14 protein-coding genes are annotated in these 13260 nt (G+C 65.0%); 8 read left to right on the forward strand and 6 right to left on the reverse strand.

Features of this window, described 5'->3' with window-relative positions:
* Positions 1-3 precede the first annotated feature (3 nt).
* Both dnaN and dnaA read right to left on the reverse strand, forming a co-directional pair.
* A complete protein-coding gene (gene dnaN / locus ACTIL2_RS04455) occupies positions 4-1197 on the reverse strand; it encodes a DNA polymerase III subunit beta (protein WP_442336255.1) in 1194 nt (397 codons plus the stop codon).
* Between the two features lie 608 nt (positions 1198-1805).
* Positions 1806-3308 (reverse strand): chromosomal replication initiator protein DnaA, encoded by a 1503-nt coding sequence (gene dnaA / locus ACTIL2_RS04460; protein WP_442336256.1) that lies wholly within the window; start codon positions 3306-3308, stop codon positions 1806-1808.
* Between the two features lie 624 nt (positions 3309-3932).
* Between dnaA and rpmH the strand changes: the two genes are divergently transcribed.
* The 8 genes from rpmH to ACTIL2_RS04500 all read left to right on the forward strand — a co-directional run bounded on the left by rpmH (position 3933) and on the right by ACTIL2_RS04500 (position 9753).
* The gene (gene rpmH / locus ACTIL2_RS04465; RefSeq protein WP_442336257.1) at positions 3933-4076 is read left to right on the forward strand and encodes a 50S ribosomal protein L34; all 144 of its coding nucleotides are present in this window, start codon (positions 3933-3935) and stop codon (positions 4074-4076) included.
* A gap of 27 nt (positions 4077-4103) precedes the next feature.
* Positions 4104-4454: a ribonuclease P protein component gene (rnpA, locus tag ACTIL2_RS04470; RefSeq protein WP_442336258.1), complete on the forward strand. Its 351-nt coding sequence runs from the start codon at positions 4104-4106 to the stop codon at positions 4452-4454.
* The gene (gene yidD, locus ACTIL2_RS04475; RefSeq protein WP_442336259.1) at positions 4420-4722 is read left to right on the forward strand and encodes a membrane protein insertion efficiency factor YidD; all 303 of its coding nucleotides are present in this window, start codon (positions 4420-4422) and stop codon (positions 4720-4722) included. The genes rnpA and yidD overlap by 35 nt, the downstream gene beginning before the upstream one ends.
* A 30-nt stretch (positions 4723-4752) precedes the next feature.
* On the forward strand, positions 4753-6036 hold the full coding sequence (yidC, locus tag ACTIL2_RS04480; protein WP_442336260.1) for a membrane protein insertase YidC: 1284 nt from the start codon (positions 4753-4755) through the stop codon (positions 6034-6036).
* Positions 6037-6151: 115 nt separating this feature from the next.
* Complete coding sequence (gene rsmG, locus ACTIL2_RS04485; protein ID WP_442336261.1) at positions 6152-6799, forward strand: 16S rRNA (guanine(527)-N(7))-methyltransferase RsmG; 648 nt, start codon at positions 6152-6154, stop codon at positions 6797-6799.
* 180 nt (positions 6800-6979) lie between these two features.
* Positions 6980-7918, forward strand: coding sequence for a ParA family protein (locus ACTIL2_RS04490; RefSeq protein WP_442336262.1), 939 nt, complete (start codon positions 6980-6982; stop codon positions 7916-7918).
* Complete coding sequence (locus ACTIL2_RS04495; RefSeq protein ID WP_442336263.1) at positions 7918-8949, forward strand: ParB/RepB/Spo0J family partition protein; 1032 nt, start codon at positions 7918-7920, stop codon at positions 8947-8949. Before ACTIL2_RS04490 ends, ACTIL2_RS04495 begins: the two co-directional genes overlap by 1 nt.
* A 99-nt stretch (positions 8950-9048) precedes the next feature.
* Positions 9049-9753: a hypothetical protein gene (locus ACTIL2_RS04500; RefSeq protein WP_442336264.1), complete on the forward strand. Its 705-nt coding sequence runs from the start codon at positions 9049-9051 to the stop codon at positions 9751-9753.
* A gap of 75 nt (positions 9754-9828) precedes the next feature.
* Here the strand turns inward: ACTIL2_RS04500 and ACTIL2_RS04505 are convergent, their stop codons facing one another.
* From ACTIL2_RS04505 to ACTIL2_RS04520, 4 genes are all read right to left on the reverse strand, one after another.
* A complete protein-coding gene (locus tag ACTIL2_RS04505) occupies positions 9829-11019 on the reverse strand; it encodes an N-acetylmuramoyl-L-alanine amidase (protein WP_442336265.1) in 1191 nt (396 codons plus the stop codon).
* A gap of 19 nt (positions 11020-11038) precedes the next feature.
* Complete coding sequence (gene trxA, locus ACTIL2_RS04510) at positions 11039-11371, reverse strand: thioredoxin (protein WP_442336266.1); 333 nt, start codon at positions 11369-11371, stop codon at positions 11039-11041.
* 221 nt (positions 11372-11592) lie between these two features.
* On the reverse strand, positions 11593-12528 hold the full coding sequence (gene trxB / locus ACTIL2_RS04515; protein WP_442336267.1) for a thioredoxin-disulfide reductase: 936 nt from the start codon (positions 12526-12528) through the stop codon (positions 11593-11595).
* On the reverse strand, positions 12525-13139 hold the full coding sequence (locus tag ACTIL2_RS04520; RefSeq protein WP_442336268.1) for an RNA polymerase sigma factor: 615 nt from the start codon (positions 13137-13139) through the stop codon (positions 12525-12527). The genes trxB and ACTIL2_RS04520 overlap by 4 nt, the downstream gene beginning before the upstream one ends.
* Positions 13140-13260 lie beyond the last annotated feature (121 nt).

The raw sequence follows: 13260 nt of genomic DNA on the forward strand, positions 1-13260 counted from the left end.
CCCCTAGCCCGGCAGGCGGACCGGCATCAGGAGGTAGGTGAAGGACGACTCCGGGGTGGGGAACGTTCCGTCTGCGCCTGCCTCGGGGAGCTCGGCGGGTTCGGGGACCAGGATGGCCGAGCGGGACGCCTGGTTGAAGCCGAAGACGACACGGTCGGTGTGCACGGACCCCAGCCCGTCCTTGAGGTAGCCGGGGTGGAAGGCGATGACCAGGGGCTCGCCGGAGAAGGCGGAGGGCAGCTGTTCCTCGGCCTCACCCATGTCGCTGCCGCCGGCGGAGAGGGTCAGGGAGCCCTCCTCGAAGGCCAGCTTCACCGGGGAATTACCGTCGGTGACCAGGGCGACGCGGCGGATGGCGTCGAGCAGCGGGGCGATCTCCACGCTGGCCAGGGCGGTGTGGGTCTTCGGCAGCAGGGAACGGAACTTCGGGAAGTCCGCGTCGATGAGCCGGGTCGTGGTCCGCCGATTGGAGGTGGCGATGCCCAGGAGACGTCCACCCTCACTGTCGAGGGCCAGTTCCACGGGCTCACCGTTGGCGTCCAGTGAGCGTGCGGTCTCGGCGAGGGTGCGTGCCGGGATCAGGAGCTCACCGGAGATGTCGGCCCGGGCGGGGACCCAGTCGAGGGTGCGTACCGCGAGACGGAAGCGGTCGGTCGCGGCGAGCACCAGGTGCTCACCGTCGATCTCCATGCGGATGCCGGTGAGCATCGGCAGGGTGTCGTCCCGGCTGGAGGCCGTGGCCACCTGGGAAATGACCTCCGCGAAGAGGTCTGGGTCCAGGGAGCCGGCGATCTGCGGGAAATCCGGGAGGACGGGGTAGTCCTCGATGGTCATCGCAGGCAGCTCGAAGTGCGAGTTACCGCAGTTGACCAGGACCTTGGTGCCGTCGAACTCCAGCCGGACGGGCTTGTCGGGCAGCGCCCCGATGATGTTGGAGGCCAATCGGCCGGCGACCAGGATCTGTCCTGGCTCGGCGACGTCGGCGGAGACCCGGACCTTGGTGGAGACCTCGCGGTCGAATCCTGAGAGCTGCAGACCATCATCGGTGGCTTCGATGAGAACACCACGCAGGATCGGCTGGGACGCCTTGCTCGGGAGGTTGCGGGCCACCCATGCCAGTGCCGAGGAGAAGTCGTCCTTGGACACGGTGAAACTGACGTGCTGGTCCACGCGTGAGGTCCTTTCGCTGATGGTCATTCGCTGGCTCTGTCCCGTAACCCTAGCCGACGTCGGGGGTCGGCGGTACCGGAGCTCCCGATGCCGTCGGGGAGGGTCACCGGGCCCCGCGGCGTCGGCACCGGTGTTGTGCACACCGGCTTTTTCTTCTTTGAGAGCTACATGGAAATTCTCGGTAGTAGCAGTAGGGGCTGTGGATTCTGTGGATGGCGCGTCCCGGGGCCGTCCAGACGCTGGTCGGAGGGGCGGATAACATCCTTGTAAGTTGTGCACACCCGGTGGATGAAATTGTGGATAACCGGAGCCGATTGTGGATAGGTTTCGGCGGCACCCTGTTGTCCACATCCGGTGCACCGTCGGTCACACACGAAATGGTGGGTTATCCACACCGGTGACCTGCGGTGATGTCCGATCAGTGGACTGGACCGAAAAGGCCTGACCTGCGGAATGACATTGACGTCACCTATCCACAGCCGACGGTGCAGTTGTGAATGGTGCAGGTGGAGAGACTCCGGCGGGAGGGCCCAGCGCCCAAGAATGTGATGAAGATCACTGAATCACAACAGTGTAATTACACGGATGTGAATAACTCGGTGGAATTGTGGACAGCTCCCCCGCGGCCGCCGTTGTTACTGGCGGGCGCGGGATTTGATGCGCTGGGTGAGCTCCTGGATCTGCTGGAAGGTCTTGCGGTCCTCCTGGATGGTGGTCCTGACCTTCCGCTCGGCGTAGATCACGGTCGTGTGGTCCCGGCCGCCGAAGACAGCACCGATCTCCTTGAGCGGAAGTTCGGTGAGTTCGCGGCAGAGGTACATCGAAAGCTGCCGTGCCGTAACCAGGTGCCGGACCTTCGCCTTCCCCACGAGTTCCTCGACGGTCACGTTGAAGTAGCCGGTGATCACCTCGATGATGATCTGCGGTGTGATCTCCACGTCCTGCGGATCGGGCATGATGTCACGCAGCGCGACCTCGGCGGCCTCCCTTGTCACCGGCTCCTTGCTCAGTGAGCAGTAGGCGGTCACACGGATCATCGCGCCCTCGAGTTCGCGGATGGACTTCTCGTAGCGGGACGCGATGAGCTCCAGGACGTCGTCGGGCAGGTAGGTCCCCTCCATCTGCGCCTTCTTCGACAGGATCGCCATGCGGGTCTCCAGGTCCGGGGTCTGGACATCGGTGATCAGTCCACCCTCGAAGCGGGTGCGAAGGCGGTCCTCCAGCGTGGTGAGCTGCCACGGCGGACGGTCGGAGGACAGCACGATCTGCCGGTTGGCCTGCTGCAGGGCGTTGAAGGTGTGGAAGAACTCCTCCTGGGTGCTCTCCTTGCCCTGGAGGAACTGGACGTCGTCGACGATGAGCATGTCGAGGTTGCGGTAGCGCCGCTTGAACTGTTCGCCCCGGCCGTCACGGACGGAGTTCACGAACTCGTTCGTCATCTCTTCACTGGAGATGTACCGCACGTTCATCCCGGTACGCAGGTCGCGGGCGTAGTGGCCGATGGCGTGGAGCAGGTGTGTCTTGCCGAGGCCGGATTCCCCCCAGATGAACAGGGGGTTGTAGGCCTGGGCCGGGCGCTCGGCGACGGCCCGGCAGGCGGCGTTGGCGAACTGGTTGGAGGAACCGGTGACGAAGGTGTCGAAGGTGTACTGGGGATTGAGCCGGTTCTCCGTGCTATCCCTCGATTCGGTGTGGGGCTCGGGCCGCACGACCTCCGGGGCCTGGCGTGGCTGGTACCCGGCACCGGTGAGGTCCTCCCAGTGCTGCCGGCGCCGGTCGGGTACGGGCTCCGGTTGCTGTCGGGGTGCCTCCTGCTGCTCGCCACCGCCGACAGAGTGCGGTTCGGGCTCGGAGAGGTGGTCCTCGACGGTCAGCGACAGGGTGACCCGGTAGCCGAGTTCGCTCTCGAGGACGTCACTGATCAGGTGGGCGAGATTGCTCTCGGTCTCGGTGTGGACCCATTTCGATGGTGCTGTGAGTACGGCGATGCGGCTGACCAGGGTGACCGGGGTGAGCTGACGGAGCAGGCTGCGGCTACGGGGGGAGAGCCTGGGGTATTCCGCAGAACTCTCATCTGCGTTAACCCACCTGTCAAGGAGTGACGCCCAGAAGTCCGGGAAGTCAACGTCGTCTGACATCGTGGGTGGTCCAATCCTGGGGTCGGGCGGTTCTGTTCATCCGCAGGTTACTCTCATTGATGTTCACATCACTGCATGCCGGTTGTCCTGCGTATCCACAATGTTGTGCACAGATGTGGATAACTCTGGTGGGCAAGTTCTCCACAGCGTACTGCAGTATTGTGGATAACTTCAAAAGACGTGTGGAAATGCATCCTGAACTGGGAAAACAATACCTCAATCTCTAGTTGAGGGTTCGGGGGTGGATAGAGTTATCCACATGGATGAGCGTCGAACTGGGGATATTTTCAGCGACCTGCTCTTTCTCCTGTGGATAACCCTGTGGGTTGAATCTGGACACGGGTGGACGGTAGGGCCACGGGTGTGGTGCGGAAATGACAGCTGTGTTGTTCAGTGAGATTTTGATATGCGCCCTCTGACCACGTATGGTCTACATCGTCTCCGAGTGTCACCGAACCAGAATTCGTGGTTACTGACACTCTCCCCGTCACGCCGACGGTACGGGGGGCCGTGGTTCGTCCCGGCTCACCGAAGCAATCCGACCGCGGCCGCGGTCGCGAGCTGCTGAACCGAGAAGGTTCCGCGCAGCTGGCTGCGGCCATGAACATGTAAGGAGTGAGTACCATGGCCAAGGGCAAGCGTACTTTCCAGCCCAACAACCGCCGTCGTTCGCGCAAGCACGGCTTCCGCGCCCGCATGAGCACCCGCGCCGGCCGCGCCATCGTTTCGGCCCGTCGTCGTAAGGGCCGCAACAGCGTCACCGCGTAACCGACACGCGGCACAGACACCATCACCGTGCTTCCCCCGGAACACCGCCTCCGGTCCTCCTCGCTGTTCGGCGAGGTCGTCCGGAGAGGCCGTAAGAAGGGGTCACGCACCGTGGTGGTGTATTTGTATGCGCAGAAGGACGCCGTCGTGGCCGGGGGCCCGCGTATGGGGCTCGTCGTCTCCAAGGCGGTGGGCAACGCGGTGACCCGCCACGCGGTGTCGCGCCGACTGCGGCACATCGCGGGACCCGCGATGGAGGCCGCGGGGCTCGACACCGGACAGTGTGTCGTCCTGCGCGCACTGCCGGCCTCGGCCGGGGCGACGTCGAAGGAGCTGGACGCCGATGTGCGCAGAGCACTCCGACGCCTCACGCAGTGAGGATCCCGATGCGTGGGATGTCTCCAGCGGACGCGCCCGGACGGTCCGCCGTCTGGTCCGTGGTTACCAGAACTATCTTTCACCCCTTAAACTGGGACCGTCGTGCCGTTTTGAGCCATCGTGCAGTGCTTACGCCCTGATAGCCTTTTCCCGTCACGGTATCGTCAAGGGATTCGTCCTGAGTGTCGCGCGTCTCGCGAAATGCGGACCCTGGCACCCCGGCGGCTGGGACCCAGTCCCGCCGGCCCGTCGTCGGAAACGCCGATGACCACCGAACAACAAGGAGATTGCACCAGCAGTGCTTGACTTCATCTACTACCCCATCTCGGCGGTGTTGTGGTTCTGGCACAAAGTCTTCGGCTTTGTGCTGGGGCCGGACTCCGGTCTCTCGTGGGCGCTATCGATCGTCTTCCTGGTGGTGACGATCCGCATCCTGTTCGTCCGCTCGACGATCAAGCAGCTGCGCTCCAGTCGCAAGATGCAGGAAATGCAGCCCAGAATGCAGGCACTGCGCAAGAAGTACGCCAACGACCAGCAGACGCAGGCCCTGGAGATGCGCAAGCTCCAGAAGGAGATGGGCGTCAACCCACTGGCTAGCTGTCTGCCCATGCTGATCCAGATCCCGGTGTTCATCGGTCTCTTCCACGTGCTGCGGTCGTTCAACCGCACCGGCGACAGCATGGGCATGCTCGGGATGTCGATCGAGGAGACCCGCAACACCTCGAACTACGTCTTCGGCGTCGACGAGGTCCAGTCCTTCCTGGATGCCCGCCTCTTCGGTACGCCGCTCTCCGGCACTATCTCGATGCCCGAGGAGTCGTTCGCCGCCTTCGCCGCGGACGGCAGCGTTGACTTCGCCCGGTGGAACATCGTCATCGTGGTCCTCCCCCTGATGTTGATCGCCTCGGTGCTGATGCACTTCAACGCCCGCATGTCGATGGACCGTCAGAAGCGTCGCCAGGCCGCGCAGCCGAAGAAGAAGAACGCCACTGCGCAAGAAGACATGATGCAGAACCAGATGATGATGATGCAGAAGCTCATGCTCTGGGTCATGCCGGTGATGATGTTCGCCGGTGGCTTCCTCTGGCAGGTCGGCCTCGCAGTCTACATGTGTGCGAATACCTCCTGGATGTTCGTGCAGCAGCTCCTGGTGTTCCGGAAGATGGACCGCGAGGAGGAGGAGGAGAAGGAGGCGAAGCTCGCCGCCAAGCGCACCTCCGCCCCTAAGCCGGGCAAGAGGCCGAAGGGTGGGGCCGCCGTGGAGTCCGCTCCCGTCGGGGACACCGACGTCGTCGTCGACGAGGTCCCGGAGGAGGAGTCCTCGGATGTGGCTCCCGCCGCTTCCTCTGGGACGGCAGCAGAATCGTCACCGTCCGCATCGGGTTCGAAGCTGGATTCGGAGCAGGCGGAGAAGTACCGTCGCCAGGCTGCGTCCATGACTCCGGATGCGCTGGATTCCGCCATTGTGCGGATGGAGGAGATCATCGAGAATCCCCCGTCGAAGAACCAGAGGAAGAAGCGCTCCCGCAACATGGAGTTCCTTTCGATCCTCAAGGACCAGAAAGCGGGCCGGGAAGGCTAGCTTCTCCCCTCCCCCGCTCCCGGACGCCCCGGGCCCCGCGACAGTCGCGGAGCCCGGGGCGTCCTGCTGTCTGCCGGTGTTCGGTCACGTGCGGTGGTGTCGCTATGCTGGGGGCGTGAACAGTGAAGCCGACCTCCCCGCCCCCGACACCGCCGCCGACGTCTTCGGTGGGCGCCTTGTCCTCGCCGAGGCCTATGCCTCCTGGTTGGGCGACGCGGGTGTTGTCCGCGGCCTGATCGGGCCGCGGGAGGTGCCGAGGCTGTGGGAGCGCCATATCCTCAACAGCGCCGTGCTCGGGGAGGTCCTGGAGGACGGCGCACGCGTGGTGGATGTGGGGTCCGGCGCTGGGCTGCCGGGCATCCCGTTGGCGATCGCACGCCCGGATCTTTGCGTGCAGTTGGTTGAACCCCTGCTGCGACGGGTGACGTTCCTGGACGAGGTTGTCGCGGACCTCGGCCTGTCCAACGTGGAGGTCTTCCGGGGGCGTGCGGAGGAGAAGTCCATCCGGTCCGCTGTTGGAGGGGCCGATGTGGTCACCTCCCGGGCGGTTGCCCCCGTCGGCCGTCTGATGGGGTGGTCGCTTCCACTGGCGCGCGTGGGTGGTCACGTCAAGGCGTTGAAGGGGTCATCCGTGGGCGAGGAGCTGGTTCGGGACGCGGTGGACATCCGGAAAGCCGGGGGCTCTTCGGGTGATGTCCTGGAGGTCGGCCAGGGGGTCCTTTCGCAGCCGACGTTCGTGGTGGACGTCGAGCGTTTGCGCTGAACATCGGTGAAGGTTAATGACATCGGTGTAGTTCACTGTTTCACGTGAAACATCCGTTGTTCCGCAGGCCGTCGAGGACTAGTCTGGAGACAACACGGCAGGCGGGGACATGACGATGTTTCACGTGAAACCATCGAGTCCCCGCCCCGCCCCACGCTCGTCCAATGCCGAAGGTAGTTGATGATTCCATCTGACTGGGATGACACCCCGATCGCCGATGCCGCTCGGCGTGCGGCCAGGATCCAGAACCCTGACCGCCTGACCCTGAAGAAGCCCCCAAAGACCCGGGTGTTCACCATCGCGAACCAGAAGGGCGGCGTGGGGAAGACGACCTCCGCAGTGAACCTGGCATGGGCGCTGTCGATCCACGGACAGAAGGTCCTCGTGGTCGACCTTGATCCCCAGGGGAATGCCTCGACCGCTTGCGGAGCGGAGCACAGAATGGGCACCCCTTCCAGCTACGAGCTTCTCATCGGCGAGAAGACCCCGGACGAGGTGATCCAGCAGAACGGGGAGAACCCCAACCTGCACTGTATTCCGGCGACTATTGATCTTGCTGGCTCCGAAATTGAGCTGGTCTCCATGGTCCGGCGTGAGTACCGTCTTCGGGACGGCCTCTCCCCCGAGTTCCTCCGGGATGCGGGCTACGACTACGTCTTCATCGACTGTCCCCCGTCGCTCGGTCTGTTGACGATCAACGCGATGAACACCGCGAAGGAAGTCCTGATCCCCATACAGTGCGAGTACTACGCGCTGGAGGGCGTGGGGCAGTTGCTCTCCAACATCACCATGATCAGGGAGCACCTGAACCCTGAGCTCCACGTGTCGGTCGTGCTCCTCACGATGTACGATGCCCGGACCAAACTCTCTGAGCAGGTTGCCGGCGAGGTACGCGCGCACTTCGGGAGCGCGGTCCTGGACAACCAGATCCCCCGTAGCGTGAAGGTATCCGAGGCGCCGGGCTACGGTAAGAGCGTACTGCAGTACGACTCCGGCTCCCGGGGTGCGCTCGCCTACTTCGATGCTGCAGTAGAGCTCGCTAAGCGAGGCGACTACCTCCCCATCCCCGACACCGGAGCCATCGGTGTCGCGCCAGAACTCCGGACAGGTGAGAAGTAATGACCGACAAGAAGATGCCCGCTGCCCCACAACTCCCCCAGTCTGAATCCCAGAGGGGCGGTCTCGGTCGCGGCCTTGCCGCACTGATTCCGACTAGTGCGTCGAAGCCCCGACTTGGTGCAGGTGCCGCCGACGTGATTCTTGGGCCGGCTGGTAACCGTCACAGTGACGAAATCCATGAGGGGGGCAGTGAGGCTCGGGAACAGGCCCCAGAAGACTTCGGCGCGACCTATCGCGAGGTTCCCCTCGACTCGATCCGTCGGAATGAGAGGAATCCCCGCGAGGTCTTCGAGGAGGAACCTCTCAATGAGTTGGTCCACTCCATCAAGGAGTTCGGGCTCCTCCAGCCCATCGTGGTTCGACCGGTCGGGGAATCTCGCTACGAACTCATTATGGGTGAGCGCCGTCTGCGCGCGGCAGGCATTGCCGGCCTCGAGACGATTCCGGCGATTGTCCGCGAGACCGACGATGAGGACATGCTCCGCGATGCGCTCCTGGAGAACATCCACCGTGTCCAGCTGAACCCTCTGGAGGAGGCGAATGCCTACCAGCAGCTGTTGGAGGAGTTCGGCGTCACCCAGTCCGAACTGGCCAAGAAGCTCGGTCGGTCCCGCCCGCTGATCACCAATATGATCCGGCTGCTGCAGTTGCCGGTCAACGCCCAGCGGAAGGTGGCGGCGGGTGTCCTCAGTGCAGGCCACGCCCGTGCGTTGCTCGGCGTGAAGACCGGGTTGCCGGACCAGGAGAAGATTGCCGAGCGCATTGTGGCCGAGGGCCTCAGCGTTCGCGCGACGGAGGAGGCCGTCGTCCTCCTGAACCGTGGCGACACGAGCGAGCTGCCCCGCAAGAAGCGAGCCCCGCGGCAGCAGCCCGAGGCGGTGAGCCAATGGGCGTCCTCCGCCGCCGATGCGCTGGATACCCGGGTGACCGTGCAGATGGGCGCGCGCAAGGGGAAGATCGTCGTGGAATTCGGCGACGAAGAGGATTTCGACCGCATCACCGATCTGCTGAAGCTCCCGCGCGAGTCCTAGCGGGCCGGTGTTTCACGTGAAACACCGGACTCCGCGGACTGCAAGCGCGGGCGTCCCCTGAAAGGTAGACTGAGTACCCGGAGGAACGGAGGAGCGCTGGTGGAGATCAGGTACAGCGCGTTGCGCCATGATGGTGGGGCGCTCGTGGAGCATACGGCTGGGCGGGACACTTTCTGGGAGCTCCCGCCGGGGATCACCTCCCCTGACCCGGAGTTCGACAAGCAGATGTGGATGCAGTCCGTACTGTACCGCTGGGGAATCTGCGGCTACACAGCGTACGTGGGAACCGGGGTGCACGGTACCGGTGAACGCCCGGCCGCCACGGTATTCTTCGCGCCACCGGGGGACTTCCCCGGTTCCGCGGTCATGCCCTCCGGGCAGGTCTCCGGGGATGCCATCCTGATTTCCACGGTGTTCGTGGACCAGCCGTACATGGGGCTCTACCTGGAGCACAGCCTGATCGACACCGTTCTCACGGAGGCCCAGCGCAGGGGGATCGCCGCGGTGGAGGCCTATGCCCGCAATGATGCGGATGCTGCGCCCACGCAGTACATTCCCGAGGGCTACCACGGATGGGAGGAGCGTCCGGAACGGGGCGACCTGGAGTCCGCGCCTGTGCTCTCCGCGGACATTCTGGAGCAGCAGGGTTTCACTATCGTCGGCAAGCATCCCCGCTTCCCCCGGTACCGCAGGGAGCTGGAGGAAGGCTCGTCACTGTTCAGCAATTTCGCGGCGGATGCCCACGCACTCCTGAATGACATGGGACCGCTGAGCACGGTGCTCGGCGGACAGCGCGCCTGGTAGCGGAGGATACGGGGCCCACTCCCCCGGCCGTCAACGCCGGAGAATTACACGCTTGTTATTCGAAGGCTCCGGACGTTACGCCCGGCCCTCGGCCTTCAGCAGATCGGAGAAGCGGTAGGTTCCCGTCGGTGCGGTGTCCGCGTCCAGCAGGTAGAGACGCTTGACCGCCACCACCAGCGCCTCAGCGATGGTGTCGCGGTCCTCCGCGTTCGTCAGCACGGAGATATCCCCCGGGTTCGTCAGGTACCCCGCGACGAACTGGACGGTGGGCATCTGCGTCATCCGCAGCACGTCCCACGTCCTGCGGTGGTTGCGGAGATTCGTCAGCGTCGTCCGCGCCGACACCTCACGCTGGATGAAGCCCGACAGCTTCTCACCGGTCACCGATGACAGGCCAGCCTCCGAGCCGAAGTAGAAGGAGGCCGCGCCATTGGCCAGCTCGTTGTGGAACACATCGGCGCGCAGCGAGATCATCAGGTCCGCACCGAAGGCGTTCGCAATCGAGGCCCGGTCCAGGCTCGAGGGGTTGCCCGTGCGGGGACGCGAGAGGATGGTCTCCATTCCCGCGGCGATCATGCGGCCCTCCGTCCGGGTCGCGAGGTCCCACAGGATCTCCTCCTCGGTGATGGGGCCGTACGGGCCCTGGACAACGTGCCCGGACTCACCGTCCCCCAGTCCCGGGTCGATGACGATCCGCTTGCCGGTGAGCTGCGGGCCGGCGGCACGGATCTGCTCCTTCTCCCGGATCGCCTGGGGCGAGCCACCGGTAATGCGCCGGCCGAGGTACCTCAGCGCCCGCAGGGTCACCGGACCGCACACGCCGTCCACGGTGAGCGCGTAGTTGAGCTGGTAGTGGCGGACGGCATCGTGGGTTTTCGGGCCGAAGTGGCCGTCCACCCGGTCGGTGAAGAAACCGAGGTCGTGGAGTTGTCCCTGGAGCTCTGCGACATCGTCGCCGACGAAGAAGTGCCCGGGGGGCTGGAGGGACAGGACGCGGGCCCCCAGCGTGTAGGACGCCTCACGGAGCGCCCTGAGCGTGCCGTCGGTGATGCGGCCGTCCGCGTTGATTCCACGGTGTTGCTGGAAGGCGCGCAGGGCCATGTCGAGGTCACGGTCGAAGACCTCGTCGCCGGCCGTCCACCGTTGGTTGGCGTCGCCGGTGGTGGCGCCGGTGAAGCCGTCGATGTAGCCGAGGCGCGCGAGGGTTCCCCGAACCTCCGCGACCCGTGGGCTGCTGTCTCCGACGTGGAGGGATGTGCCGAACACGTGTTGACTCTCCGCCGACTCAGGCCGACGCGGCGGCGTTGTCGAGGGCTGCGGTGAGGTCCGCCTTGGACTGGTGTCCGTGGAGCTCGGCGACCTTCCTGCCGTCCCGGAAGACCAGCAGCGCGGGGATCGTCATGACCTGGAACATCGCGGCGAGTCCGCGCTCCTCCTCGACGTTGACCTTCGCCACGGTGGCCCGTCCGTCGTAGTCGTCGGCGATCTCCTTGATCGTTGGCTCCATCTGGAGACAGGGCTGGCACCAGCCGGCCCAGAAATCCACCAGGACCGGGTTCTCAGACTCGATGACGGCGGAGCGGAACGAGTCCTGGGTGACGGTGACGGGCTGAGGCATTCGCGGATCTCCTGTGGATGACGGGATCAGTTGTATTCCCTCCACCATACCCCCGGTGGCTGCACGGCGGAAACCTACCGTGAACAGTAACGAAAGGGACACGATGGGGTCACGGAACGGCTACAGACCTACCGCATGGATTCTGTCGGCCGGACCCCGGCCCACCTCGGAAAAACCTGAGAATCTGACGTAAAGGATCCCCGGGCGAGATGCGGTAACGACTACAGAGCAGCGAGGTACCCCTCGGCATCCAGGGCAGCGCGGCACCCTGAACCGGCGGCGGTGACGGCCTGCTGGTAGTGGGAGTCGACGAGGTCACCGGCCGCGAACACACCAGCGACGGATGTGGCGGTGGAGGGCTCAGTGACCTGCACGTAGCCGTTGTCCTGCAGCGCGACCTGACCCTCGAAGACCTTGGTGCGCGGGTCGTGGCCGATGGCGACGAACATGGCGTCCATCGGGATCTCACGCGACTCGCCGGTGACGGTGTCCTCCAGCTTCAGTGCCTGCACGGTCCCCTCGCCGATGACCTCGGTGACGACGGCGTTCATTATCATGTCGATCTTGGGGTTGTTGCGTGCACGGTCCTCCATGATCGCGGAGGCACGGAACTCGTCGCGGCGGTGGATGATCGTCACCCGGTCGCCGAACTTCGTCAGGAAGTCCGCCTCCTCCATCGCCGAATCGCCACCACCGATGACCGCGATCTGCTTCTCCTTGAAGAAGAAGCCGTCGCACGTCGCGCACGCCGAGACGCCGTGACCCAGCAGTGCCTCCTCCCCCGGCACACCCAGGTAGCGCGGGGCGGCACCCGTGGCGAGGATGACGGTGCGGGCGAGGAACTCCTCGTCGTCGGTGGCGACCTTCTTGAGGTCACCGTCGAGCTCGACGCGTTCGACGTCCTCCATCCGCAGGTCCGCGCCGAAGCGCTCCGCCTGGTTGCGCATGTCGTCCATCAGCGCCGGGCCCATGATGGACTTCGGGAATCCGGGGTAGTTCTCCACCTCGGTGGTCTCCATCAGCAGACCGCCGAAATCCATGCCCTCGAAGACGAGGGGCTTCAGTTCGGCGCGGGCGGCGTAGATGGCGGCGGTGTACCCGGCGGGGCCGGAACCGATGATGATGACGTCATGGATGTCAGGGGTGGATTCGCTCATGCCGACGATTCTAGCGCCGTTGCAGCCACCACCGGCGTCACCCCGGCCTCCGCCAGCCGGGAACGCAGGTGACGCCGGGCCCGTGCCCGCCTCGACTTCACCGTTCCCACAGGTATGCCCAGGTGGCAGGCCGTGTCGTCCAGCGACCAGTCCCGCACGTCGGTGAGGATCAACACATCCCGGAGGCCGGGGTGCAGAGAGTTCACGGCGTCGCTGAGGACGAGACGTTGGACGGCGCGCCCGGCATCGACGGCACGGGAGTCGGGGATGCGGCGCAACCGCTCCCCCAGTTCCACAGCGCGGGTGAGTTCGTCGTTGTGGCGGCGGCTCGCCCGCAGGTGACTCAGTGCGGTGTTGCGGATGATGGTGTGGAGCCACGAGGCCGCCGAGCCGTCCCCACGGAACGACGACGCGGTGCGGTGCACCTTGAGAAGCCCGTCCTGCAGGACGTCCGGACGGTCGTCCAGCGGGATGCCCGCCTGGTGGAGCGTCCACCCCAGGAGTCCGGAATGCCTGGCGACCAGGTCGGTGAAGGATCGGGCGCAGCCGGTGAGATGGCGGCGGAGTAGTTCGGCGTCGGTGATGTCGGCGCCGGAGATGTCGGTTGTCATTGCTCGTCCCCTGATGGTCCCCTGCCCTCCGCCATCCCCGTGGCGGAGAGTCATGTGCAGCGCACCCCCTGTAGCGAATGTGCTGTGCATGCGAGTGTAGCGGGATTGTTTCGGGGGAGGG

Origin of the sequence: Corynebacterium sp. (assembly GCF_052107835.1) — a bacterium.
Taxonomy (GTDB): Bacteria; Actinomycetota; Actinomycetes; order Mycobacteriales; family Mycobacteriaceae; genus Corynebacterium.

What these genes read in the sequence shown, in the direction of transcription:
- dnaN (WP_442336255.1), bottom strand. Translation starts at nt 1,197, where the DNA reads ATGACCATCAGCGAAAGGACCTCACGCGTGGACCAGCACGTCAGTTTC.
- dnaA (WP_442336256.1), bottom strand. Translation starts at nt 3,308, where the DNA reads ATGTCAGACGACGTTGACTTCCCGGACTTCTGGGCGTCACTCCTTGAC.
- rpmH (WP_442336257.1), top strand. Translation starts at nt 3,933, where the DNA reads ATGGCCAAGGGCAAGCGTACTTTCCAGCCCAACAACCGCCGTCGTTCG.
- yidD (WP_442336259.1), top strand. Translation starts at nt 4,420, where the DNA reads ATGTGCGCAGAGCACTCCGACGCCTCACGCAGTGAGGATCCCGATGCG.
- ACTIL2_RS04490 (WP_442336262.1), top strand. Translation starts at nt 6,980, where the DNA reads ATGATTCCATCTGACTGGGATGACACCCCGATCGCCGATGCCGCTCGG.
- ACTIL2_RS04495 (WP_442336263.1), top strand. Translation starts at nt 7,918, where the DNA reads ATGACCGACAAGAAGATGCCCGCTGCCCCACAACTCCCCCAGTCTGAA.
- trxA (WP_442336266.1), bottom strand. Translation starts at nt 11,371, where the DNA reads ATGCCTCAGCCCGTCACCGTCACCCAGGACTCGTTCCGCTCCGCCGTC.
- trxB (WP_442336267.1), bottom strand. Translation starts at nt 12,528, where the DNA reads ATGAGCGAATCCACCCCTGACATCCATGACGTCATCATCATCGGTTCC.
- ACTIL2_RS04520 (WP_442336268.1), bottom strand. Translation starts at nt 13,139, where the DNA reads ATGACAACCGACATCTCCGGCGCCGACATCACCGACGCCGAACTACTC.